Source organism: Rugamonas rubra (assembly GCF_900114705.1).
Lineage (GTDB): Bacteria > Pseudomonadota > Gammaproteobacteria > Burkholderiales > Burkholderiaceae_D > Rugamonas > Rugamonas rubra.
The window spans coordinates 237,599-261,104 of the sequence record NZ_FOTW01000004.1 but is presented as its reverse complement, the minus strand read 5'-3'; the positions used below and the strand labels follow the sequence as shown (position 1 = coordinate 261,104).

The 23,506-nt window shown below is 63.6% G+C and carries 18 protein-coding genes; 3 read left to right on the top strand and 15 right to left on the bottom strand.

Going from position 1 to position 23,506, the window contains the following annotated elements; all coding sequences use genetic code 11:
- Position 1 precedes the first annotated feature (1 nt).
- The 9 genes from BM252_RS01185 to BM252_RS01145 all read right to left on the bottom strand — a co-directional run bounded on the left by BM252_RS01185 (position 2) and on the right by BM252_RS01145 (position 12,458).
- Positions 2 to 2,095 carry an iron-containing redox enzyme family protein gene (locus BM252_RS01185; protein ID WP_093382489.1) on the bottom strand — a complete coding sequence of 698 codons (2,094 nt, stop codon included), beginning with the start codon at positions 2,093 to 2,095 and terminating at the stop codon, positions 2 to 4.
- A complete protein-coding gene (locus tag BM252_RS01180) occupies positions 2,092 to 3,852 on the bottom strand; it encodes a carbamoyltransferase family protein (protein ID WP_093382486.1) in 1,761 nt (586 codons plus the stop codon). Before BM252_RS01180 ends, BM252_RS01185 begins: the two co-directional genes overlap by 4 nt.
- Before the next feature lie 50 nt (positions 3,853 to 3,902).
- Complete coding sequence (locus BM252_RS01175; RefSeq protein WP_245774024.1) at positions 3,903 to 5,579, bottom strand: fatty acyl-AMP ligase; 1,677 nt, start codon at positions 5,577 to 5,579, stop codon at positions 3,903 to 3,905.
- 84 nt (positions 5,580 to 5,663) lie between these two features.
- Positions 5,664 to 6,584 carry a beta-ketoacyl-ACP synthase gene (locus tag BM252_RS01170; RefSeq protein WP_093382483.1) on the bottom strand — a complete coding sequence of 307 codons (921 nt, stop codon included), beginning with the start codon at positions 6,582 to 6,584 and terminating at the stop codon, positions 5,664 to 5,666.
- Between the two features lie 45 nt (positions 6,585 to 6,629).
- On the bottom strand, positions 6,630 to 7,778 hold the full coding sequence (locus BM252_RS01165) for a hypothetical protein (protein ID WP_093382480.1): 1,149 nt from the start codon (positions 7,776 to 7,778) through the stop codon (positions 6,630 to 6,632).
- Positions 7,775 to 8,722 carry a fatty acid desaturase family protein gene (locus BM252_RS01160; RefSeq protein ID WP_093382477.1) on the bottom strand — a complete coding sequence of 316 codons (948 nt, stop codon included), beginning with the start codon at positions 8,720 to 8,722 and terminating at the stop codon, positions 7,775 to 7,777. The genes BM252_RS01165 and BM252_RS01160 overlap by 4 nt, the downstream gene beginning before the upstream one ends.
- Position 8,723: 1 nt before the next feature.
- Positions 8,724 to 8,993, bottom strand: a complete 270-nt coding sequence (locus BM252_RS01155; protein ID WP_093382474.1) for an acyl carrier protein — start codon at positions 8,991 to 8,993, stop codon at positions 8,724 to 8,726.
- Positions 8,990 to 10,942, bottom strand: a complete 1,953-nt coding sequence (locus tag BM252_RS01150; RefSeq protein WP_245774023.1) for a class I tRNA ligase family protein — start codon at positions 10,940 to 10,942, stop codon at positions 8,990 to 8,992. Before BM252_RS01150 ends, BM252_RS01155 begins: the two co-directional genes overlap by 4 nt.
- A complete protein-coding gene (locus BM252_RS01145) occupies positions 10,929 to 12,458 on the bottom strand; it encodes a PLP-dependent transferase (RefSeq protein ID WP_245774022.1) in 1,530 nt (509 codons plus the stop codon). Before BM252_RS01145 ends, BM252_RS01150 begins: the two co-directional genes overlap by 14 nt.
- Before the next feature lie 287 nt (positions 12,459 to 12,745).
- Between BM252_RS01145 and BM252_RS01140 the strand changes: the two genes are divergently transcribed.
- From BM252_RS01140 to BM252_RS01130, 3 genes are all read left to right on the top strand, one after another.
- Complete coding sequence (locus BM252_RS01140; RefSeq protein ID WP_093382465.1) at positions 12,746 to 13,456, top strand: acyl-homoserine-lactone synthase; 711 nt, start codon at positions 12,746 to 12,748, stop codon at positions 13,454 to 13,456.
- A 269-nt stretch (positions 13,457 to 13,725) separates the two neighbouring features.
- Positions 13,726 to 14,475, top strand: a complete 750-nt coding sequence (locus BM252_RS01135) for an autoinducer binding domain-containing protein (protein ID WP_093382462.1) — start codon at positions 13,726 to 13,728, stop codon at positions 14,473 to 14,475.
- A 45-nt stretch (positions 14,476 to 14,520) separates the two neighbouring features.
- Positions 14,521 to 14,730, top strand: a complete 210-nt coding sequence (locus BM252_RS01130) for a DUF7661 family protein (protein ID WP_425442250.1) — start codon at positions 14,521 to 14,523, stop codon at positions 14,728 to 14,730.
- A gap of 255 nt (positions 14,731 to 14,985) precedes the next feature.
- Here BM252_RS01130 and kdpE read toward each other — a convergent pair whose 3' ends face one another.
- From kdpE to BM252_RS01100, 6 genes are all read right to left on the bottom strand, one after another.
- Positions 14,986 to 15,684: a two-component system response regulator KdpE gene (gene kdpE, locus BM252_RS01125; protein WP_093382457.1), complete on the bottom strand. Its 699-nt coding sequence runs from the start codon at positions 15,682 to 15,684 to the stop codon at positions 14,986 to 14,988.
- Positions 15,677 to 18,424: a two-component system sensor histidine kinase KdpD gene (kdpD, locus tag BM252_RS01120; RefSeq protein ID WP_093382454.1), complete on the bottom strand. Its 2,748-nt coding sequence runs from the start codon at positions 18,422 to 18,424 to the stop codon at positions 15,677 to 15,679. Before kdpD ends, kdpE begins: the two co-directional genes overlap by 8 nt.
- Positions 18,425 to 18,635: 211 nt before the next feature.
- Positions 18,636 to 19,220 carry a potassium-transporting ATPase subunit KdpC gene (kdpC, locus tag BM252_RS01115; protein WP_093383243.1) on the bottom strand — a complete coding sequence of 195 codons (585 nt, stop codon included), beginning with the start codon at positions 19,218 to 19,220 and terminating at the stop codon, positions 18,636 to 18,638.
- Between the two features lie 13 nt (positions 19,221 to 19,233).
- Positions 19,234 to 21,318 carry a potassium-transporting ATPase subunit KdpB gene (gene kdpB / locus BM252_RS01110; RefSeq protein ID WP_093382452.1) on the bottom strand — a complete coding sequence of 695 codons (2,085 nt, stop codon included), beginning with the start codon at positions 21,316 to 21,318 and terminating at the stop codon, positions 19,234 to 19,236.
- 92 nt (positions 21,319 to 21,410) lie between these two features.
- On the bottom strand, positions 21,411 to 23,216 hold the full coding sequence (gene kdpA / locus BM252_RS01105; RefSeq protein ID WP_093382449.1) for a potassium-transporting ATPase subunit KdpA: 1,806 nt from the start codon (positions 23,214 to 23,216) through the stop codon (positions 21,411 to 21,413).
- Positions 23,216 to 23,305, bottom strand: a complete 90-nt coding sequence (locus BM252_RS01100; protein ID WP_093382447.1) for a potassium-transporting ATPase subunit F — start codon at positions 23,303 to 23,305, stop codon at positions 23,216 to 23,218. The genes kdpA and BM252_RS01100 overlap by 1 nt, the downstream gene beginning before the upstream one ends.
- Positions 23,306 to 23,506: the final 201 nt, after the last annotated feature.

The following is a 23,506-nucleotide window of genomic DNA, read 5'->3' as shown; positions in this document are numbered from 1 at the left end:
CTTAAGCCACGGTTTGGTTGATTTTCTTTTGAGACAGCAGGACGGCCAGTTCAATCCGGAATAGATAGATCATCGTCAAGAAACCGCGCCAGATCCTGTTCCAGACCAGCACCGACTCCTCGCGCCCGGCATAGCGTTCGATCCTGCCCATGTGGTGCTGGATCAGATGCACGCTTTGCCTGGCGTGCCCGGTGGAGAAGTTGTCCGCCGACACGTGCACCCGCCAAAAATCGGCGCGCATTTTTCTGCGCTCCAGGTTGTCGATCATCGCCTCGTAAAAGCCGTCCAGACCGGACATTTCGATGGCCAGGTTCAGCCCCAGTATTTCGTGGAAATATTCGGTGTGGCGCAGGTTGATGGCGACCAGGAAGGCGGGCACCTTGAACGCCTGGTGCGGAATCCGCTGGTCGGCGGCGAAGCCGGCGTGGCACGGCGGCGGCAGCGCCAAGCCGAAATCGCCCATCAGCCGCTGATAGATGTTGGCGTGGTTCGCCGCGTCGATCCCGTTGCCGATCTCGTCGGCGAATATCGAGAACAGCAATTCGCCGGCGCGGTCGCCCCGGTTGGCGGCGCTGATATTCTTGAGCCAGCATCCGTCGACCATGGCGAACGGGGCGAAAGCGAGATGGATCGCGGCCAGGGCGTCGTCGTCCACGGCCAGGTTCAAGGACTTGGTCTGCCTGGACTGGGAATAATAGATCTCCTCGACGCGCCGTTCAAACGCCTCGCTCGAATAGGGAAACGCCCGCATCTCCACATCCCTCTCCAGGGCCGGGCGGCACTTGTCGAACTCGGCGAAGACGGCGTGGACGACATGTTGCGCGTCGGCGATGCCGGCGGGCCGCCACTCCGCGTTGATCGTCGAATAGTACGCCGCGCGGTGGTCGACGGGCGGCCCGCCGGCGCCGGGCGGCGCCTCGAGCACCGCCCGCGCGTGGCGGCTCAGGAACTGGAGCAATTCGGACGGCGCCGTGGAATGCGGCGTGTCCTGCCGGGCGTGGCGCTTCGACCTGAAATAATTTTTCAGCGCGTCGATTTCAACCTGGCTGAACACACCGTGCATCTTTCCGCCGACACCGAGCAGCCGCTTGAAGAACCTGCTCTCGTCGACGGCGTCCGGGTCTATCCAATCGGACGCCTCCAGCGCGTCGAGAATGGCGGCGCCCGACGCCGTGGCGTCGGTGAACAGCTCCACCAGGCGCCGCCCGCCCAGCATGACCTTCTCGTGGTGGATAAGGGCGAACTGGCTTTTTTCCCGCATGATCTGCGCCGCCCGCCGCGCCGAGCGCGCCGCGTTCCCACGGCTGGCCTCCTCCAGCAGGCCGAGGCAGAACGCGAGGGTGCGCGCGCCCCGTTCCAAGGCGCGCGACAGCGCCGCCGCGCCGCCGCCCTGCCGCTCCATGCATTCGAGCGCGGCGGACAAGCGGCGGTACTGCCGTCCATAGTATTCGCCCTCGGGCGTGTCGCGGGCGACCCGGGCCATGGCGCGCCACAGCGCGTAGGTGAAGCCGAAAATCTCCGGCAGCCGCTCCACGGCCAGCGCCGACAAGGCCAAGGGAATGCTCGCGGCCAGGTAGGATTCATCCTCCATGCACAGGTCGGACAGGTAGGAATCGAGCGTCCGCGTATGCTTGAACGTCGGCTTCTCGGCCAGGATGAACGCTTTCAGCGTCGCCGAGATCGATAGATGGTCGAAATTCTCCACCAGGGAGAACAGCGGATGCATCATGGGCCGGGAGAAATTTCTGACGTCGGCCACGCGGACCAACAGCCGCTCGCAAACGCAGGCCATCAGTTGCAGATGGATCAGCAGCGGCTCGTTGTGGCGCGCGCCCCGCACGCACGCCGACAGGGCGCGCGCGGCGGCCTCGGCCGCCCCGTCGAGGCCGCTGTCCGTCCCGCCGCCGCGCTGGTCGAGAAACGCCGCGACACCCTGGGCGAGAAACAGGCGGTACTCCGTGACGGGTTCTTCGGCAAGTGTTTCACACACCCGCCGCATGTCCGCCGCCCGCGCGCCGGCGATGGCGTCGACGCCGTGCGCGGAGTACGCGGGCGCTCGGGCGCCCGCTGGCGCCGGGGCGGCCGCCGGTATCACGCCGATACCTCTTCGTCTTTTTGGAACACCTCGTCGTCGATCACCAGCAGGTCCAGGCCGGACGACAGGAAAACGCTGATCGCGTCGGCCGCGCTGTGGACGATCGGCTTGCCCATCACGTTCAAGCTGGTGTTGAGCAGCATCGGCGTGCCGGTGATCTCGTTGAAGGCGCTGATCAGATCGTAGAAGCGGGGATTCCACTCGCGCCGCACCGACTGCAGACGGCCGGTGTTGTCGGCATGGCAGACCGCGGCGATTTCCGCGCGGCGCGAGGCGCGTATGGTCAGCGTCCTTTCCATATACGGGGTGCTGGAATAGTTCTCGAAGTAGCGCTCGCCGAATTCATCGAGCACGGAGGGCGCGAACGGACGGAAGCTTTCCCGGAACTTGACGATGGCGTTGATCTTGCCCTTCATCGCGGCATTGCGCGGATCGGCCAGGATGGACCTGTTGCCCAGCGCGCGCGGACCGAATTCCGCCCGGCCCTGGACCCAGGCCACCACCTTGCCCTTGGCCAGCTCGGCGGCGACGTAGCGGCAGATGTTTTCCGGCGCGATCTCGACGCGGCCGAGCCGAGCGGCGTTCTTGCGGAACAGGTCGAGTTCCTTTTTCTCGATGGCCGAGCCGAGATAGGGGCTGTGGAAACGCCGCGCCGGCACGCCGCCGCCATCCTCCTGCAAGGCCAGCAGCGCCGCGCCGACGGCGTTGCCGTCGTCGGAGGGCGCGGGCGGGACATGCAGGTGCCGGAAGTCGGTGGCCGCCTCGACCAGTCCGTTCGTGGTGGAGTTCAGCGCGCAGCCGCCGGCGAGGACCAGGTTGTCCGATATGCCCAGCCCGTGAAGGTGGCGCAACACCCCGAACATCAACTCGTTGAAATGATGTTGCGCCGTGTGGGCGATGTCGGCCATGTCCTGATAGGTCTGGCCGGGCCGGCGGGCGTAGGCGCGCAGTTGCCGGTAGGAGGCGGCGGCGTGTTCGCCGACGACCAGGTTCAAGCCGTCGACATGGATGTGGCGCTGCAGAATCGCATACAGCTCCCCGTCCAGTTTCCCGTAGGGCGCCAGGCCCATCACTTTCCATTCCTCGCCGTTGACGATGTCGAAGCCGAACAGGGAGCAGATGGTATAGCCGTAGTAGAGGCCGAGGCTGGACAGCGAGCCGAACAAGTTGTTCGGCGAGGCCTCGTGCTCGATCAGCGCGAGCCGGCCGTCGGCGTAGCGGAAGAAGCTGCTGTGCACGCCCTCGCCGTAGCCGTCGAACACCGCGCAGACCGCCCGCTCGAACGGCGAGGTGAAGCAGGCGTAGGCGGCGTGGGTCAGATGATGGTCGTAGGCGCGGGAAATGAATTTCTTTCCTTGCATATTGCAATACCGCTCCACGCCGTTGCCGGCCAGTTGGCGGTTCGGCCCGATCAGCTTGTCCCACAGGCCGGCGTGGAACACGACCCGGTTGATCCAGTCGCGGTCGGCCACCGGATCGGCGCCGGCGACCGCCTTGAAGATCCGCGCCGCGTCGGCCTGCATCTTGGCGGCGGAGAGTTGGCTCCAGGTTTTGGCGACGACGATCTCTTCGCTCGAGGCGCAGTACTTTTCCATCAGGTCGCGGATGCGCAGCGGGTCGTCGGCCGGCGTGTTGACGGCCCGCTTGTTTTGCAGGAAGCGCTCGGTCGCCTCGGCGAACAGGATCTCGCCGGACGAGTCGACGATGGCCAGGGCGTTCTCGTGGCCGGTGCAGGCAATACCGATATAGTGTCTCATCTTGTCAATTGAACTTATAGAACGTTGTGGTCGAAACGACGGCGGCCGGCTCAGGTGTTGGCGGGCCGCTTTTCCAGGTAACTTTTTTTCATCGCCGTGCGCATGAGTTTTCCGCTGGAGGTCCGTTGCATCGCGCCCTGGTCGAGCAGGACCACCTCGTCCGGGGCGATGTCGTATTCCTCGACCATGGCGGCGACGATCCGCGTCCGGACCTCGCTGTCGACGACCTCCTTGGCGTTGCGCTTCAACTCCGCCACCACCACCAGCCTTTCGGTGAGCTCCGCGGCGCAGGAAAAGACCACGATGCCGTCGGGATTCAAGGCCGGGTGCGACACGCGGATCGCGTTTTCCAGATCGGTCGGGAAATAGTTCGCTCCGCGCAGCACCACCATTTCCTTGGCCCGGCCCAGCAGATACACCTCGCCGTCGATCAGCACGCCCAGATCGCCCGTGCGCAGGAAGCGCCCCGGGCGATCGGCCAGGGCGCCTTCGAACGCGGCGTTGTCGGCGTTCCAATAGCCGCGCGCGACGCTCGGCCCGGAGAACCATATTTCGCCGACGCCGCCCTCGCCGAGCGCCACTCCGCTGTCGGCGTCGACCACCAGCAAGGCGTGCCCGTCGATCACGGAACCGCAGCACACCACGTCGCGCGACCAGCCCTCCCCGCCGCCGGCGATGTGCCGCTCGACCCGGAAAGCCTCGCCTTGCACGCCGCCGCTGATCATCAGCGTGGCCTCCGCCATGCCGTAGGTGGGATAGTGCGCGCGTCCGTCAAACCCGCAGCGGGCGAACTTGGCCGTGAACCGCTCCAGGGTTGCGGCGTTGACCCTTTCGGCGCCGTTGAAGGCCAGTTGCCAGCAGCGCAGGTCCAGGTCGGCGCAATCGGCGTCCTGTATCCGGTCGACGCAGGCTTGATAGCCGAAGTTCGGGCCGCCGCTGGCGGTGATGCGGTAGCGGCTGACCAGTTCCAGCCAGCGCAGCGGTTTCTGTATGAAAAGGAGCGGGGCCAGCAAGGTGACCGGATAGCCGACGAACAGCGGGTTGAGGATGCCGCCGACCAAACCCATGTCGTGATAGGGCGGCAACCAGACCAGTCCGCGGGATGCGCGTGTCAGGCCGAATTTGCCGGTGATCGCCGCCAGGTTGGCGAGAATGTTGGCGTGCGTGACGATCACGCCCTTGGGGGCGCTGGTGGAGCCCGACGTGTATTGCAGGAACGCGATGTCGTCCGCCGCGATGTTCGCGCGCCGCCAAACGTTGTCCTCGTCCGACAATTGCACCGGATCGACGACTTCGATCTCATACAGTCCGAATGAATCGAGCAGCGTGCGCATTTTCGGCGCGGACGGCTGGTCGCACACAATCAGTCCGGGGCCGCAGTTCTGTATGATCTGGAGGATCTTGCTTTGGTTGCGCGAGGCTTTGATCGGCGTGCAGGGCACGGCGATGGCGCCGGACAGCAGGCATCCGAACAGCGTGGAGACATAGTCCTCGCCGATGGAGCACAGGATCAGCACCCGTTCCCGCGCCAAGTTGCGGCGCTGGAGCGCCGCCGCGATGGTCTTCGCGCGCGCCACCAGGGTGGCGTAGCTCCATTCGACGGGCTCGCCGTCGGCGCGCATGATAAAGCGGTAGGCGGTGTTCCCGTCGCATCCCGTTTCGCGGTCCAGCAACAATTGTTCCAGGGTCCCGGCCATGCCATGGAGCTCATTGACGGTGGAAGTCATTCGAATTGTCCTCTGCTAAAGCTTCGATGTGCGCCGGCCGTTTTGAACGGCGGCGTGTGGCGGCGCCAGCGGCCGGAAAATACCTCATGTCTTCACCAGCAACGATGCGAACCAGGTGCTCGATCCGGTCGCCAGGCACAGCAGCTTGTCGCCCGGGGCGGGGGGCGACTCGGTCAGCAGGCGCTGCAGGTTGATCGCGATGTCGCAGGCGTAGGCATGGGCGGTGCCGGCGACGTCGCCCTTGAAATGCAGCGCGCTCTTCAGGCCGGCGACATAGCTGAACATCGCCAGCACGGGCATGGAATAATTGCCCGTCACGAAGGCACTGATTTGCCCGCGGCTGGTGGCATGGCCGGCCAGCAGGTTTTCAACGCAGTCCTTCATCCCGTCCGTGGACAGCTTCAGGTAGCGCGGCAAATAGGTGCCCGAGGTCTCCAGGCGCAGCCGGTGATTGCTCCGTTGCAGCGTGTCCACCAGCTGGAAATCGTTGCCGGGATCGGAGTTCACGATGAAACAGCTGGCGCCGTCGCTCACCACGACGTTTTCATCGATGATGCGTTTGTTCTCGTCAAGACAGACGTCGGCCGAGATCACCAGGATGGTGCCGGCCTTGCCGCTGCGGATCAGGCTCTGCGCGACCAGCAACGCGCTGCCCAGGTTGCCGCACTCCGAGGAGAACAGACCCACCATGTTGACCTGCTCCAAACCCAGGCCCACCAGGCAATCCCCCAGTTGCTCGTTGTAAAACTCGCTGTCGCGCAAGGTCAGGCTGGCGTAAACAATGGTGTCGATTTGATTCGCCAGCGACGGATGCTTGTCGAACAGTTGTTCGACGCAGGACCGGGCCAGCTGCGCGGGCGACTTCGCGGCGCGGCGATAGTGGCGGAAGCCGCATTTTGCTATGCCGGCGCGCAATTCGTCCCGCCCGGACAGCTGGGCCAAGCCTTCCACCGGAAAGGCTTCGCCAAGCTGGTGGTTGAACATTCCGAAGTAAACATTCCGCATTAGTCTATTCCTGTGATTCGGGGGGATGGGCGCGCGGGTCCGGCCTCATGCACGTCTATGCTCGACCAACGCGGCCAGCAACTCGTCGATGTAGCCGGACAGCCACGGGCTGCAGGCGCCATCCGGATTTCCCTGGTGCTTGGGCGGGATGATCGGGTTCGACGAATTCAGACGACACCACATGCCTTGAACCGGAGCGTCCAGACGCGTGGGGGGATACACGGCGCACAAGGTGTAGCCACGGCCTTCCACTGTCGCCTGGGCGGCCAGATAGGCTTCCGTGAGGGGCAGGACGACCACGGCGGTGCTGCCGGCCAGGTTTTCCAGCCTGTCAAAGGCCGCCTCGAATGTTTCCTTGCCCGGGCCGACCAGCAGCTTGACCGGATTTTTTTGCTGCTGATAGTCCTCTTCAAGCAAGCTCCATCCGACCGGCGGCGCCGGCGCCGCGTCGCGGCGCTCGGCAAGCCGCGGAGAGAAGCCCCAGTTGCTGGTGAAGACGCCCTCGACGAACCTGGCCGCCGCGGCGCTGGCGACATGGACCGTGGTGGAGGCGATGGACGGATGGCGATCCACGTCGTCCGGCAAGCGGACGAAGAAATCGAGCAGCTCGTAGGAGCCCGAGCCGGTGTCGGGCATCAGGTACCAGGGCGCGTAGCCCCATTGCGTCATCCGCATCACCCGCGCAACCAGATATCGCACCGCCGCGCCGGCGCGCACCCGCCCCTCCTTGGCCGGCCGGCTGCCACAGTTCCTCGAAGTACAAAAGAAACTACGGTACTTCAAGCCCCTGGCATGGCTCTCCCTCCAGTGCCGTTCAAAGAGCGCGAAGCCATACTTCGCGCCGCCGTCGCTGGGCGAGCCGCTTTTCCCAAGCTCGCCGATGTTCGGCCCGAAGGGGAAACCCGCGTCGTACAGCGAAAGGGTGCCGTACTGGTCCGCATCGCGGGTTTGCGGATTCAGCGACCAGACGGCGCTGAGCTGCGACTTGCCGTTCAAGGCGCTCACCAGGTAGCTGCTGTCGCGGGTGGGCGCCGGATACTCCGAGCCATAGCACTCGTTGACGATGGCGGCGATGATCTGCGCGTACTTTCCGGCGTTGCCGCCGACCTCTTCCGGACTGACGAAATGAAAGTCGGCCGGCACTGTCTCGCTGTCCGAAAGACTTTGGATGAAACGTTCCATCGCTTTGTTCACGCCGCTTCCCTTTCGGTTCGCCCTGTTTGCTTGAGGTCCCGGAACACCTTCAGATGAAAACCGATGTAGCTCGGCTCATAAAACAGCAAGTCGTTCTCCAGCAGCTTGTGGGCTTTCGGCAGGTTGTAGAAAGGAATATATGGAAACGCGTGATGGACGGTGTGGTAGTTGATATTCCAAAATATCATGCGTGCCAGCCAGTTCGACTTGACGGTCCGCGTGTTCTGGATCGCGTTGTCGCCGCTATTGACCTTGTAGTGCTCCGGCAGGCTGATGACGTACAGGATGAACGGGAAGAAAAATACGATGGGCACCAGGAATGTGTAGAGCACAGGCCAGAAATTGCTGTACGCGAGATAGCCGAGGGCGGCGCACCATGCGACCATGACGAAGAAGTCGGTCCGCACCTTGCCCAGATCGGCATCCTTGGTGTTGAAGAAGGCGCTTTTTTTGCCCAGGAAGGCCAGAACGCTGTATTTCCATTCGTTGTAAAAGAAGGAATTGAATATGCTGGACCAGGACAGCAAATCCTTCAGATACTGCGACAACGTGCGATAGCCGTACAAGCCGATCTCGTTCTGGGTGTCGCCCTCCTGCGTGGTGTGCGCATGGTGCTTGAGGTGGTAGCCCCGATGGAGTGTGAAGTTCAAAAAGTTCGACGCCATGAGGACGGAACCGACGACGCGGTTGATTCTCGCCGAGTTCGAGAACGAGGAATGGACGCATTCATGGGCGATGAGGTTCAGCCCACCCAGGATCGCGCCCAGCACGATCCAGATGGGGATCCAAAGCCATAGCGAATCCACGCGCAAGCCGGCGTAGGCGAGGCAGGCATAGATCGCGGCCAGGAAGACGAATCGGACAACGACGATCGCGGGTCGCTTTGCTGCAAGAGCCCGTTTTTCATCGATGCTCAGCTTGATGTTCACATACGAATCTTCCATGTCAGTTTCCGCTCACCTGGTAGTTGTCGTTCAGTAGGGATGTGATCGAATTGGCCGATTTGAAATGCTCGACCTCCAGTTCCTCGCCGATCAGCCTTATCTCGAATTCGGCTTCCAGCTCATCGATCAAAAACAGCAGGCACAGTGAATCGAGGCCCTGGTCTTTCAGGCTTTTTTCGGCGACAAGGTCTTGCACGTCCATTTGCAACACCCCGGCAATGATCGCTTTGACGCGGGCCGACAGCATGTCCTGGTCGATTCTTGCGTTCATTGATTTTCCCCGCTGCCCGATTCGCCGCAAAAGCTCGGGTGGAATGGATAGAGCAATTTCAAGAAGCCGATTTTTGCGGAGTGCGTCTTGAATACAATCTTGCGCTGGTCGATCACCGACAACAATTTCTTGTAGGCGTGTCCGATCTTGTACCCCTCCATCAACGCGTCGATTTCAGTGCGCAGGTATTGCACGGCCGAATCCGTGATGACGTTGTCGGCGCTTTCGTCGGCGTGTTCGTCGGCGTGTTCGTCGATCTCGTGCTCCAGCAGCCTGGCTTTGAGTTCGGCGATATAGCTGTGGGCGGGGCTGAAATCGGCGGGATCGAATTTTATGAATGGCCTGTCGTGGTTGTTGTAGACGCAGTCATACACCACGGTGCGCAGTGTGTCGACGCCGTACCGGTCCACCAGTCCGGCGAGGCCGACCACGTTGCCTTTCGACTTGGTCATCTTCTCGCCGGATTGGTCGACCAACAAGCCATGCACCATCAAGCCGCCAAAACCCGCTTCATAGCCCAAGGCGCAGGCCAGTATGTTTTTCAACGAGCCCCAGTAGTGGTAGATGTCATGGCCGCAGATGGTGAAATCGACCGCGTTCCTCCTCAGCGACGAAGGATTGGTCGACGCTCCCATCAGGCAGCAACTGAAAAAGATGGATATCACCTCGCCGGACGCCTCGAACCGCCGCGCGCCGCAGGCGCGGCATTGATCGGGTTCGTGTGCCGCGACGCTCACCGTGCCGCACTCCAGGCAGCGCAGCACGGGCAATGGCTGGCCCCAGCCGGATTGGCTCGAAACGAGGAAGTCGCGGTTGCTGGAGTATCCCCCGTAGTGACTGGTGTTCATCGATTCATGGAATGCATTCTCCAGCGGCCGCCGCAGTTTTTCCATCCACAGCTCAAACCCTTTTTTCCACAGTTTGGAGTGGAATTCCGGGTTTCTGCGGGTGCGCTCCAGTCCCTTGGCGATATCGAAATACCACTGCTCGGAAATCATCGGATGCACCTCGGCATTGCAGACGGCGCAATGCGGCGTGTGGTGGTCGACGGCCTCTTTTTCGACGCTCCAGCCGTCCTCCACCAGCCTGGCTTCGAGCGCGTTGCGGCTCGCTGCCAGATTGTCCGCGCGAAAATCCCGATGGGCCGCGCCGATGTTTCCGTCCCTGTCATAGAGGTTCGCGCCGGCGCTCGAACCGGCGGCGCGGAAGTCGGCGGGATTGACCTGCGGGTTGATGGCGATCAGCACGGACGGATCGGCGAAATCCCCGGGGCCGGCCTTTGTGACCGCGATCTCGCGCCCGAGCAAGCGGACACGGGTGCCGTCGAGCTCATCGGCAAATCGGTGGCGCGGCGAGACCGCCAGCGCCGTGGCGCCCAGCAGGCGTTCCAGGCCGAAGGTCGCGATGGTGAACCCCGGCTTGCTATCGGACAAGGACAGCAGATACCGCGTGCCGGCCTTGCAGGAAAATTTGACGTCGATATCGGGCAGCGAGGAGTCGCAGCACGGGCACCAGTTGACCATCTCCGTCGATGGATAGATGAAGCCGTCGTTGCTCAGCTTTACGAACGCGCCACGAATGAATTCCACCCGCCGATCGTCCATCGAGTTGTATTCGTCGCCCCAATCGGCGTCCACCCCCATCAGTTTGATCTGGCCGATAATCGATTGCCGCGTTTTGTCCTGCCATGTCAGGAAATCCGGCTTGTCCCGCCCCGCGCCCAGACGCGCGTAGGCGATCTCCGCGCGCGACCCGGCGTGCTCGGTTCCCGGATGGAAACGCACGGTTTCGCCGCGCTTGCGCAGGAATCGAACATAGGTATCCAGCAAGGTGAAGCTGAAGCCGTGGCCGAGGTGGAGGTCGCCCGTGACGTTGGGCGGCGGCAGTAGGACGAACGTGCCGGCTTCGTCCGCCTTCGCCCGCGGCCGCGTCGAACTATGCGGGTTCATCGACATTCCCCGACCCCAGATACTTGCCTTCCAGCAGAGAGTATTCAATCGCCTTGCACAACTCGAGAATCGAGTCGGACTCCAGGGCGCCCACAAACAGGCGGATATACGGCTTGTCGAAACCGGCCATCGCCGACGACGCGGAAATGCGTGGAATCGTATGGCCGAACGACACGCCCTTGATCAGCTGGACATTGTTGGCCTTGCATACGCCGATCAGTTCGCTGATGAAGCGATTCAGCTTGTCATAACCGTTTCCGGAATGAAATTTGAACGACACGCATCCGCCCAGTGTCCTGTATTGCTTTCCGACGTTGAAATCCGGATGCGTATGGTGTCCCGGATAATGCACCTCGATCAGCTTATGGATCGCCGGCAGTTTGTCGAAATAGTCGACGACGGCCATCGCGTTCCTCTGGATGACGTCCATCCTTTTCCACAACGTGGCCGCCGAATAGCGCGGGAAGGTGTTGGCGCAGTCCCGGGCCAGAATCGCCCCGGTGTTCCTGCGGATTTCCGCCATTTTTTTCTTCCACTCGACGGGCGCCAGCACATAACCGCTCATCGTGTTATCAAAACCCAACTGCAGATACTTCGAGCAGCTCTCGTAGTAGATGATGTCGACATTGCCGCTATGGGTGCGCCACTTGTCCTTGTAACAGCCCGGCGACATGGTTCCATCGATGACGACAGTGACCCTGTCGATGATGCGTCCGCCCAGCTTTTCAAAGAACGCATCGAGGTCGATTAACCTCTGCTCAGGCGTATTCGACAACGGATCAAGAAAAATCACCTTGGGCTGAAGGGTTTCCGCGCTGTCGAGCATTTGTTCTGTCTCGTAGCTCGTTGCGAAAACCACGTTCAGCGAATTCAACGTGGTTAATTGTCCCGATGCTTCAAAATATATATACGGCGACACCAGGACGGTATCAAGGTAATCCTTCAGCAATTCGCGCGTGATAAATGCCTCGACCACCGCATAGGCGGACATGCCCGACGAGGTGAGCAGCACGGCTGTTTTCTCCGTGCTATAGGATAGAATATCCGCCAATTGCCGCTCGATCGCCTCCACCTCTTTCGACTCATAGCGCTCGTAATTGACGGTGGTGTTTTTTTGCCCGCGCAGATCGAAGAATTGATTTGCCAGGGACTGGTCGTAGGACGGCGCGCACCATTCGAAACTCTGAACAACATAGCTTTTGGTTTGCAGCATCAACCTCGCCATCTGTTCACACTCGACGGTTTGCCGGTCCACTTCGCCCAGAGAATATAGCGCCAGTTCACGATCGATTTTTGTTTTGGCCGCCTCGATGGCCGAGGAGAGGGTCGATTCCAGATGGGAAATAATGGGGCGAAGCAGCGGCACGTCATTGGCGACGCAGTAGGCCTGATAGTCGTGGAAGCGGGTCTTTAACTCGACAACATCGTCCGTCGCCGAAATAAGTTGAATAAGACCGAGGGTTTGTTCCGCGGTCCGCAGTGCAAGGGGCGTGCCAGTATCTACTTCGCCGTACATCCTCATCTCCTTTATTCACACGCATGGTTCGCGCCAATGTCAGAATTTCTGATTTTATTATCTTATTATTATGGAAGCGTAACATGCATGGAAACCAGGCATTACTGCCCGAAAGGACAGGTCGGCGCCGGCCGCCCTTGCGTGGCGCGTGGCGCGTGGCGGGTCGGCCGCGATGTGAATTGTTCGGCGGCGCACCATGCCGTCGACTGTCCAGCCGGACAGGTGACAAAAGTCGCAAGGGCGCGTTTGAATGCCCATCCCCCCCAAACTACGACAGGTGAATACACATGATGCTGAAGTCCATTGGTTTTGAAGAGAAGGGTCTGTTGGTGCGAACCGTGACCAGCGAGGATGACAAGGTGGCGGTCTACACGTTGCGGCACAAAGTGTATTGCGAGCATCTATGCTGGGTGCCGGCGTCCATCACCGGCCTCGAGATCGACGCCTACGACCAGGGCGCGGTGCATATCGGAGCGTTCCGGAAGGACGGCAAGCTGGCGGCGACCATGCGTTTCATTTCTCATGACGCGCCGTACATGATGGAGAAGGAATTTCTTCCGGTATTGCCGCCCGGGTATCGCGTCCGCAAAGGCCAGGATACCGCCGAAGTCACACGCCTGGCCACGGTGGTCCCGCTCGAGCGGGACCAGGCCAGCAACAAGTTTGTTTTGGACGTCATATTCAAGGGGATGTATGCCTGGTCCAGGGCGAACCAGATCCGGCAACTGTACTTCGTTGTGGAACTGGCCATGTTTCGGCTGATGCAGGCGCGGGGTTTCCCGGTCGAAGCGATCGCCCCCGCGCGTGCCGTGGTTCGAGGAGGGCCCATGTGCCTTGCCGTGTCGCTGAACTGGGATCTGTTGGACAGTCAAACCAGCGGCGCGGCCAAGCGGCGCTACGTGGACTGGTTGTGCGATGTTTCCAGAGAGGACGCGGACGATCTGGCGACGATCCAGTCGCAAGAGGGTTTTGCCGTGGAATGCATGTCCGGTCTCTGATCTGCCGCCGCCGGCGGGGCCGAAGCGGCCCTCCCGGGCATCCTGCGGCCCGGGCGGACAACTAGTCTCATGCTATCGACCGCGCCGGCGGCGCAGATCCATTGTGGTATTGATCTTTTGAAAATTAAAGCGGTTCCATGACATAATATCCAGACAATACGATGCCAGCACATCTTGGCTGGCGGCTACTATTATAATGAAAGCCTGATAGACATGCGCTTTTTTTTCGATGAAACGGCATTCCTAGCGCGGTATACAGGAGCGGAGCGATGATGAATCCAAATTTGGTGTCGCATAAGGATCTAGCGGATGTTTTGAGTTTCGTGAACGATTGTGTCGTTCTGCCCCCCGGCGAAGTAACGAACAATTTGGCCAGCCGGATTGGATCACTATTGCCGGTCGACGGTATCGCCGCGGTCGTCGCGGAAATGGGCAGCGATGGCGATGTTCACAAAACCCATGTCGTCAATATAAACTACCCTGCCGAGTGGATCGATATCTATGAACGCTGCGGCTACGCGGAGGTGGATCCGGTTGTCCAGAAACATTTTTCCACATTCGCGTTGCAAAAATGGTCGGATACATTCGCCGCGGCGACTTCGTGTACCCATCGTAGTTTTTTGGAGGAGGCGAGGCGGTTCGGTTTGGTATCCGGCATCACGGCCGGCATACGCGATGTCAATAAGACGCGCGCCAGTCTTTTTTCATTTTGCGGCGCGGAGATCGAGAAAGATCCGCGACATTTGACGATACTGAAATATATTGTCCCTCATCTGCACGAGATTTTTTATAAAGCCGCCGGCGTTGAGAATTCGCCACGGCCGGAGGTCAGCTTCCGCGAGAAAGACGTTCTCAAATGGGTGAAGTATGGCAAGACGAATTGGGAGATAGGACAAATTCTGATGATCAGCGAAAGAACGGTCAAATTCCATTTGAAAAATCTGGCGGTGAAATTCAACGCGCATGGCCGCTCGCATATTGTTGCGGTTGCTTTGTCAAGGGGCATCATAGATTTTTAATACAATGGCCCATTGGGGTCAAGGAGGACGATAAAAGTGCCGGCTATTAAATTCAACGTGTTTGGGCGTCTGGTGCAGGTGGTGCACACTGCCGAGGGCTGGCGCTCATATTATCCGGGAGCCGATGGCAAGCGGCGGCCCGCCAGCTTCATCATTCCAGACTTTATCGAGGAGGACGAGCTGGTGCAGTATCTGGGCGATCTGTTTCATGAATCCGCCAGCCCCGGCAACCCGGAAGTGCTCAGGTTGGATTGACATCCGCCGGACGGACAGGCGGGCTTTGCCCGCGACTCCGTCGCCAGGAAAGTGGTTCGGACGTGGTTCAAAAAAGGCCACTTTGGGGTAACAAAGGGCGAGCGTATTACTTCCATCTGAGCAATGGAAGTTCCGTGTTTCGGGAGAACCGCCACGGTGGGACGCTCGCGGTTCAGTCCGTTGACTTGGCGCAAACCGGGATGCGCCCGACGACAGGGCTGTGCAATTGCGCGACAGCCAGGCGCATCTGCCGCCTCAGGCCGGCAGTTGCAGGCGGTAGCCGACCGCCGTCTCGGTCAGCAGGTAGCGCGGCTGGGTCGGGTCGTCCTCCAGCTTGTGCCGCAGATGCCCCATGTAGATGCGCAGGTAGTGGCCGTTTTCGCCCTGCGACGGTCCCCACACGGCGCGCAGCAGCTGCGGATTGGTCATCACCCGGCCGGCGTTGGCCACCAACACGGCCAGCAGGCGGTACTCGGTCGGCGTCAGGTGCACGCTCTCGCCGTTGCGCGTGACGCGGCGGTTCTGCAAATCCACCGCCACCGCGCCGAACTGCACCAGGCCGGCCTGGTCGGCCGCCGGCTGGCGCTGCCGCCGCAGGGTGGCGCGCACCCGCGCCAGCAGCTCGCCGACGCCGAAGGGCTTGGTCAGATAGTCGTCGGCGCCGGCGTCCAGCGCGCGGATCTTGTCGGCCTCGTTGACGCGGGCCGACAGCACGATCACCGGCACCGCCGACCACTTGCGCAGGTCGGCGATGAAGTCGATGCCGTCGCCGTCGGGCAGGCCGAGGTCGAGCACCACCAGGTCGGGCTTGCGGGTGCCGGCGTCGATCAGGCCGCGCTGCAGGTTGGCGGCCTCGAAGATCTGCCAGCCCTCCTCCTCCAAGGCGCTGCGCACGAAGCGGCGGATCTGCGGTTCGTCCTCCACCAGCAGGGCGGTGGGCATGGTTTCATTCATCGTTGTTTCCTATACGTTCGGCGTCCAGATCCGGCATGGCCGGCGGCGTGCCCAGCGGCAGTGTGAAGACGAAGGCGGCGCCGCCGGCCGGCGACTCGGCCGCCTGGATGCTGCCGCCGTGCGCCTCGACGATGGCGCGGCAGATCGCCAGCCCAAGGCCGACGCCCGGCTTGGCCGACTCGCGCTCGCCACGGGTGAATTTTTCGAAGATGGCCTCCTCGCGGCCGTGCGGCAGGCCGGGGCCGTCATCATAAACCATCACGTTGAGCCAGACGCCGTGCAGCGCCGCCGTGACGACGATGCGCGAACCGGCCGGCGTGTACTTGGCGGCGTTCTCCAGCAGGTTGCACAGCACCCGCTCGATCAGCACGGCGTCGAAGCGCACCAGCGGCAGCCCGGCCGGCAGCTCGGTGCCGACCTGGTGGCCCTTGAGCTGCGAACCGCTGGCGCGCAGCGCGCTGCCGACCACCTCCTCCAGCGCGTGCCACTGCAGGTTGAACTTGATCTCGCCGCTCTGGATGCGCGCCATGTCGAGCAGGTTGGACACCAGCGCGCTCATGCGCAGCGCCTCGTCGTGCAGCGCGGCGGCCACGTCGAGCTGGGCCTCGGACAGAGCCGGCTTCGAGCCGGCCAACGACTCGGACAGGCCGACCAGCGACGTCAGCGGCGTGCGCAAATCGTGCGACAGCGCCGCCAGCAGCGAGTTGCGCAGCCGCTCGGACTCCATGTTGACCAGCGCGTTCTGCGCCACCTCGATGTAGTGCACCCGCTCGAGCGCGATGGCGGCCAGGGCGGCGAAGGTGTCGAGCTGCTGGCGCTGTTCCGGGATCAGTATCCAGCGGCGCTGCTCCGGTTCGATCGCCAGCACGCCCCGGGTGCGCATCGGCGCCACCAGCGGCAGGTAGAAGATGCGGCTGGCCGGCAGCGTGTCGGTGCCCAGGCCGGCCACCTCGGCGCGGTCGAAGGACCACTGCGCGATACCGCTGTCGAGCACCGACAGCTGCGCCTTGGCGCCGCCCGGCACGGTCGGCGGCGGCAGCAGGCGGCCGTCGTCGTCGGGCAGCAGCAGCACCGAGCGGGCGCGGAAGGCGCGCTGGATGAAGCCCTGGGTGGTCTCGAAGATCTGCTCGGTCTGCAGCGCGCCGGACAGCTCGCGGGCGAACTCGTACAGCGCGCGCGAACGGGCCTCGCGGTGAGAGGCGACGCGCGCCTGGAAGCGCAGGCCGGCCGTCAGGTGGCCGGTGATCAGGCCCACCGCCAGCATCACCACGAAGGTGATCACGTACTGGAAGTCGGAGACGGCGAAGGTGAAGCGCGGCGGCACGAAGAAGAAGTCGAAGCAGGCCACGCAGACACAGGTGGCCAGCACCGACGGGCCGCGGCCGAAGCGCACCGCCACCAGCACCACCACCAGCAGGAACAGCATGGCGATGTTGGCCAGGTCGAGGTAGGCCAGCAGCGGCGTGGCGGCCAGCGCGGTGGCCAGGCTGGCCGCCGCCGCGCCGCCGTAGCCGAGCAGGCGGCGCTTGGCGCGGCCGCTGTTGTCGATCTCGCCGTCGGGCTCCTCGGCGGCGGCCGGCTTGGCCGGCGCCGGCTCGGTGCTGGCCTCGCCGATCTCGATCAGGTCGATGTCGGGCGCCTGGCGGGCGATGCTCTTGATGTGCGGCGTGCGCCAGGGCCAGGTGGGGTGGCCGCGCGCCATGACGATTTTCGACAGGTTGTTGCCGCGCGCGTACTCGACGGCGGCGGCGGCGATGTCGGCGCCGGACACCACGGCGGTGGTGGCGCCCAGGTCGCGCGCCAGCTTCAGGGTGTTGAGGATCTGCTCGCGCTGCGCCGCCGGCAGCCGCTGCAGGGTCGGTGTTTCGACGTAGATGGCGTGCCACTCGGTGCCCAGCTGGCCGGCCAGGCGCGCCGCGCTGCGCACCGTGTGCTCGCCGCCGGGGCGCGGGCCGACGCAGGCCAGCAGCGCCGCGCCGGTCTTCCAGATGCCGTTGATCGACTGCTCGACGCGGTAGGCGCGCACGTCGTCCTCGACCCGGTCGGCGGTGCGGCGCAGGGCCAGTTCGCGCAGGGCGATCAGGTTGCCCTTGCGGAAGAAGTTTTTCGAGGCCCGTTCGGCCTGCTGCGCCTGGTAGACCTTGCCGCCCTTCAGTCGGGCCAGCAGTTCGTCGGCCGGAATGTCGACCAGCACCACCTCGTCGGCGTCGTCGAACACGGTGTCGGGCACGGTCTCGCCGACGCGGATGCCGGTGATGCCGCCGACCACGTCGTTGAGGCTCTCCAGGTGCTGAACGTTGACGGTGCTGAGCACGTCGATGCCGGCGTCGAGCAGTTCGTCGACGTCCTGCCAGCGCTTGGGGTGGCGCGAGCCGGGCGCGTTGGTGTGGGCCAGCTCGTCCATCAGGATCAGCGGCGGGCGGCGCTCCAGCGCCGCGTCGATGTCGAACTCGGCGATGCTCTTGCCGCGGTACTCGACCAGCTTGGGCGGCAGCACCTCGAGCCCGGCCAGCATGGCCGCCGTCTCGCTGCGGCCGTGCGTCTCGACCACGCCGACCAGCACCGCCTGGCCGTCGGCCTGCAGCTTGCGCGCCGCCGCCAGCATGGCGTAGGTCTTGCCGACGCCGGCCGAGGCGCCGAAGTAGATGCGCAGCTTGCCGCGCACGGCGCGGCGCTCCTGCGCCTGCACCTGGGCCAGCAGGGTGTCCGGATCGGGGCGCTGCTTATCGGAAGGGAACATGGGTCATGGTTCGGTTTCGTTCAGTACAAAAGGGCGTCGAGCGCCAATGAGGTCATAGCAGCCCTTGGCAGCTTCGTTTCTACCCCGCACCCCGATCCGCCCGGGGTCTGACCCCGCATGGGGTCAGACCCCTTTGCCTGTGGGGTAAGGCAGGCCCTCACTTAGCGGCATGCGCGCCAATTGCCGCAAGCGCGATCATACCGCGTCCCAATTAGCGCGTGCGGCCGGTTTCGGCGTCCAGCGCCAGGTTCAGCGCCAGCACGTTGACGCGCGGCTCGCCGAAGAAGCCGAGCACCTGGCCGCTTTGCTTGGCCTCGATCAGGGCGCGCACCTTGGCCGGGTCGAGCTGGCGGGCGGCGGCGACGCGCCCCGCCTGGTACTGCGCGGCGGCGACGCTGATGTCCGGGTCCAAGCCGCTGCCCGAGGCCGTCACCAGGTCGACCGGGATCGGCGCCGTGTTGGCCGGGTCGGCGGCGCGCAGCGCCTCGATGCGGCCCTTGACGGCGTCGGTCAATGCCGGATTGCTCGGACCGAGGTTCGAGCCGCTCGAGCCGGCGGCGTTGTTGGGCATCGGGCCGGTGGCCGACGGACGGCCCCAGAAGTACTTCGGCGACGAGAAGGACTGGCCGATCAGCGCGGAGCCGACCGGCTTGCCGCCGACCTCGACGATGCTGCCGCCGGCCTGCTCGGGGAAGGCGACGGCGCCGATGCCGGTCACGGCGAAGGGATAGATGACGCCGCAGATCAGGGTCAGCGCGCCGAACAGGACGACGGCGGGACGGATGGTGGAAGACATGTTCACTCCTGGTTTAAATAAGGTTCAGCGCCGACAACAGCATGTCGATCAGCTTGATGCCGACGAAGGGCAGGACGATGCCGCCGACGCCGTAGATCCAGATATTGCGGCGCAACAGGGCGGCCGCGCCGATGGCGCGGTACTGCACGCCCTTCAAGGCCAGCGGGATCAGGAACACGATGATCAGGGCGTTGAAGATCACCGCCGACATGATCGCCGAGTTCGGGCTCGACAAATGCATCACGTCGAGCGCCTTCAGGCTCGGATAGGTGCCGACAAACGCCGCCGGGATGATGGCGAAGTACTTGGCGATGTCGTTCGAGATCGAGAAGGTGGTCAGCGAGCCGCGCGTCATCAGCATCTGCTTGCCGATCTCGACGATCTCGAGCAGCTTGGTCGGGTTCGAGTCCAGGTCGACCATGTTGCCGGCCTCCTTGGCGGCCTGGGTGCCCGAGTTCATCGCCACGGCGACGTCGGCCTGGGCCAGCGCCGGCGCGTCGTTGGTGCCGTCGCCGGTCATCGCCACCAGGCGGCCTTCGGCCTGGTAGCTGCGGATCAGCTTGAGCTTGTCCTCAGGCGTGGCCTCGGCCAGGAAGTCGTCGACGCCGGCCTCGGCGGCGATGGCGGCGGCGGTCAGCTTGTTGTCGCCGGTGATCATCACGGTTTTAATCCCCATGCGGCGCAGCTCGGCGAAGCGCTCCTTGATGCCGCCCTTGACGATGTCCTTCAGCTCGACCACGCCCATGACGCGGCCGTCGTCGACCACCACCAGCGGCGTGCTGCCGCGGCGCGACACGTCGTCCACGGCGCGCCCCACCTCGGCCGGATACGGCTGGCCCAGCGCCTCGACATACTTCTTCACCGAGTCGGCGGCGCCCTTGCGGACATGGCGTGCGCCGATGTCGACGCCGCTCATGCGGGTGTTGGCCGAGAACGGCACGAAGACGGCGTTCAGGCCGGCCATCTCGCGTTCGCGGATGTTGAAGCGCTGCTTGGCCAGCACCACGATGCTGCGGCCTTCCGGCGTCTCGTCGGCCAGCGAGGCCAACTGGGCCACGTCGGCCAGCTGCTGCTCGGTCACGCCGGGGGCGGCGAAAAAGGCGGCGGCCTGGCGGTTGCCCAGGGTGATGGTGCCGGTCTTGTCCAGCAGCAGCACGTCGACGTCGCCGGCCGCCTCGACGGCGCGGCCGGAGGTGGCGATCACGTTGGCCTGCATCATGCGGCTCATGCCGGCCACGCCGATGGCCGACAGCAGGCCGCCGATGGTGGTCGGGATCAGGCAGACCAGCAACGCGATCAGCACGGTGATGGAGATCGGCGTGCCGGCCTTGGCCGCCTCGACCGAGAACAGCGAGAACGGCAGCAGGGTCACGGTGACGATCAGGAACACGATGGTCAGCGCCACCAGCAGGATGGTCAGGGCGATCTCGTTCGGCGTCTTCTGGCGCTTGGCGCCTTCGACCATCGAGATCATGCGGTCGAGGAAGGTCTCGCCCGGGTTGGCGGTGACCTTCACCACCAGCCAGTCCGACAGCACGCGGGTGCCGCCGGTGACGGAGGAGAAGTCGCCGCCGGACTCGCGGATCACCGGCGCGGACTCGCCGGTGATGGCGCTCTCGTCGACCGAGGCGACGCCTTCGATGACCTCGCCGTCGATGGGGATCACGTCACCGGCCTCGACCAGGATGAAGTGGCCTTTGCGCAGGTCGGTGGCGGTGGCCGGCAGCCAGGTGGTGCCGTGGCGCGGGCTGGCCAGCTTCTTGGCCATCACGCTCTGCTTCAGGCTGCGCAGCGAGGCCGCCTGGGCCTTGCTGCGGCCCTCGGCCAGCGCCTCGGCGAAGTTGGCGAACAACACGGTGAACCACAGCCAGATGCTGGTGGCGAGGATGAAGCCGGGGTTGGCCTCGCCCTGGCCGAACAGCGCCTGGAAGTACAGCAGCGTGGTGATGATGCTGCCGACGTAGACGACGAACATCACCGGGCTGCGCAACTGGGTGCGCGGGTCGAGTTTCTTGAACGATTCAATGATCGCCGGGACCAGCAGCACCGAGTCGAACAGCTTGAGCGACTTGGCGGGCGGGTTGGTAAAAATCGTCATCTCTTTCTGAGATGGTTGGGCGTTTGGCATCTTGTACTCCTGGGTTTATCGGCGGCGGAGGCGCTCGGCGCACTCCGCCCCGTCAAAGGGTTTTACTTGGCGAACACCTGGAGGTGTTCGACCACCGGACCGAGCGCGACGGCCGGCACATAGTTCAGCACGCCGACCAGCGCGACCACGCCGATCAGCAGGCCGACGAACATCGGCCCGTGCGTCGGCATGGTGCCGGAGTTGGCCTCCAGGCGCTTTTTGCCGGCCAGCGAACCGGCGATCGCCAGCACCGGCACGATCACGGCGAAGCGGCCGAACCACATGGCGATGGCCAGCATGGTGTTGTAGAACGGCGTGTTGGCGGACAGGCCGGCGAAGGCGCTGCCGTTGTTGTTGGCGGCCGAACTGAAGGCGTACAGCACCTCGGAGAAGCCGTGCGCGCCCGGATTGAGGATGCCGGCCTTGCCGGCGTCCAGCATGACGGCGATGGCGGTGCCGGCCAGCACCAGGGTGGGGGTGACCAGGATGGCGATCGAGGTCATCTTCATTTCATGCGCCTGGATCTTCTTGCCCAGGTATTCCGGCGTGCGGCCGATCATCAGGCCGGCGATGAACACCGTCATGATGGCGAAGACCAGCATGCCGTACAGGCCCGAGCCGACGCCGCCGAAGACCACCTCGCCGAGTTGCATCAGCAGCATCGGCACGGCGCCGCCCAGCGGCGTGTAGGAGTCGTGCATGGAGTTGACCGCGCCGCAGGAGGCGGCCGTGGTCACCGCCGCGAACAGGCCGGAGGCGCTGATGCCGAAGCGGGTCTCCTTGCCTTCCATGTTGCCGCCCGATTGCAGCGCCGTCGCGCTCTGGTCGACGCCCATCGCCTGCAGCGCGGGCAGGGTTTGCTGCTCGGCGCTCTGCGCCGCCACCGTGGCGACGACGAACAGCACCGTCATCGCCGCCAGCACGGCCCAACCCTGGCGCTTGTCGCCGACCATGCGGCCGAAGGCGAAGCACAGGCCGGCCGGGATGATGAAGATGGCGATCATCTGGAAGAAGTTGGCCAGCGCCGTCGGATTCTCGAACGGGTGGGCCGAATTGACGTTGAAGAAGCCGCCGCCGTTGGTGCCGAGCAGCTTGATCGCCTCCTGCGAGGCGACCGGGCCCATGGCGATGGTCTGGGTGCTGGCGGTCACCGTTTCGGTGACGACCTGGCCGGCGGCGTCCTTCAGCGGCTGGCCGTCGGCGCCGACTTTCGGCTGGCTATAGGTGACCGGGTCGAGCAAGGTCACATCTTTATATGCCGAGAAGTTCTGGATCGCGCCCTGGCCGATCAGGAACACGGCGAAGATCAGCGACAGCGGCAGCAGGATGTACAGGGTCGAGCGGGTCATGTCGACCCAGAAGTTGCCGATCGACTTGGCCGAGCGCGACGAGAAGCCACGGATCAGCGCGTAGGCGACGGCCATGCCGGTCGCCGCCGAGAAGAAGTTTTGTCCGGCCAGCACCAGCATCTGGCTCAGATAGCTCATGGTCGTTTCACCGCCGTAGCCCTGCCAGTTGGTATTGGTGACAAAGCTGACCGCCGTGTTGAACGACGAGTCGGGACTGATGTTGGCCATGCCCTGAGGATTGAGCGGCAGCCAGGCCTGCAGGCGCTGCACGGCGTAAACGGCCAGAGCGCCGATGCCGTTGAACAGCAGCAGCGCGACGGCGTAGGATTTCCAGCCCATGCCCTGTTCGGGCGAGACGCCGGCCAGGCGGTAGAGCAGCTTCTCGAGCTTGGCGAGCCAGCCCATGCCGGGCACGGCCGTGCCGTCGCCGACGCGGGCCAGCAAAATGCCGAGCGGGTAGGACAGCGCCAGCAGCACCACCAGGAATGCCGCCAGCAGCATAAACGATTGCATAGTCATTACAGTTCCTCCGCTTTCAGCAAGGCCACTACCAGATACACCAGCAAGCCGGCCGAGGCCAGCGCTCCAATCAGATAAAAGGTGTTCATTCCTGATCCCCCAGCTTGGCGCAGCCAATGGCGAAAGCCCAGCAGATTGCCGTAAAGACGACGATTGCACCGATAAACACGATGTCCATTTTTTCCACCCTCACAGGTCTTGTTTTGATAGTTGAAAGCTTAGCCAGAAGCGTCTAAAAGTTTTGTAAAGACTTGTCGGAGGGGTGTAAACAAGATGTAAAAAACAACACC

What these genes read in the sequence shown, in the direction of transcription:
- BM252_RS01135 (WP_093382462.1), top strand. Translation starts at nt 13,726, where the DNA reads ATGATGAATCCAAATTTGGTGTCGCATAAGGATCTAGCGGATGTTTTG.
- kdpD (WP_093382454.1), bottom strand. Translation starts at nt 18,424, where the DNA reads ATGTTCCCTTCCGATAAGCAGCGCCCCGATCCGGACACCCTGCTGGCC.
- BM252_RS01145 (WP_245774022.1), bottom strand. Translation starts at nt 12,458, where the DNA reads ATGTACGGCGAAGTAGATACTGGCACGCCCCTTGCACTGCGGACCGCG.
- kdpC (WP_093383243.1), bottom strand. Translation starts at nt 19,220, where the DNA reads ATGTCTTCCACCATCCGTCCCGCCGTCGTCCTGTTCGGCGCGCTGACC.
- BM252_RS01100 (WP_093382447.1), bottom strand. Translation starts at nt 23,305, where the DNA reads ATGAACACCTTTTATCTGATTGGAGCGCTGGCCTCGGCCGGCTTGCTG.
- BM252_RS01150 (WP_245774023.1), bottom strand. Translation starts at nt 10,942, where the DNA reads ATGAACCCGCATAGTTCGACGCGGCCGCGGGCGAAGGCGGACGAAGCC.
- BM252_RS01175 (WP_245774024.1), bottom strand. Translation starts at nt 5,579, where the DNA reads ATGACTTCCACCGTCAATGAGCTCCATGGCATGGCCGGGACCCTGGAA.
- kdpE (WP_093382457.1), bottom strand. Translation starts at nt 15,684, where the DNA reads ATGAATGAAACCATGCCCACCGCCCTGCTGGTGGAGGACGAACCGCAG.
- BM252_RS01140 (WP_093382465.1), top strand. Translation starts at nt 12,746, where the DNA reads ATGATGCTGAAGTCCATTGGTTTTGAAGAGAAGGGTCTGTTGGTGCGA.
- BM252_RS01170 (WP_093382483.1), bottom strand. Translation starts at nt 6,584, where the DNA reads ATGCGGAATGTTTACTTCGGAATGTTCAACCACCAGCTTGGCGAAGCC.
- kdpB (WP_093382452.1), bottom strand. Translation starts at nt 21,318, where the DNA reads ATGACGATTTTTACCAACCCGCCCGCCAAGTCGCTCAAGCTGTTCGAC.
- BM252_RS01155 (WP_093382474.1), bottom strand. Translation starts at nt 8,993, where the DNA reads ATGAACGCAAGAATCGACCAGGACATGCTGTCGGCCCGCGTCAAAGCG.
- BM252_RS01180 (WP_093382486.1), bottom strand. Translation starts at nt 3,852, where the DNA reads ATGAGACACTATATCGGTATTGCCTGCACCGGCCACGAGAACGCCCTG.
- kdpA (WP_093382449.1), bottom strand. Translation starts at nt 23,216, where the DNA reads ATGACTATGCAATCGTTTATGCTGCTGGCGGCATTCCTGGTGGTGCTG.
- BM252_RS01160 (WP_093382477.1), bottom strand. Translation starts at nt 8,722, where the DNA reads ATGGAAGATTCGTATGTGAACATCAAGCTGAGCATCGATGAAAAACGG.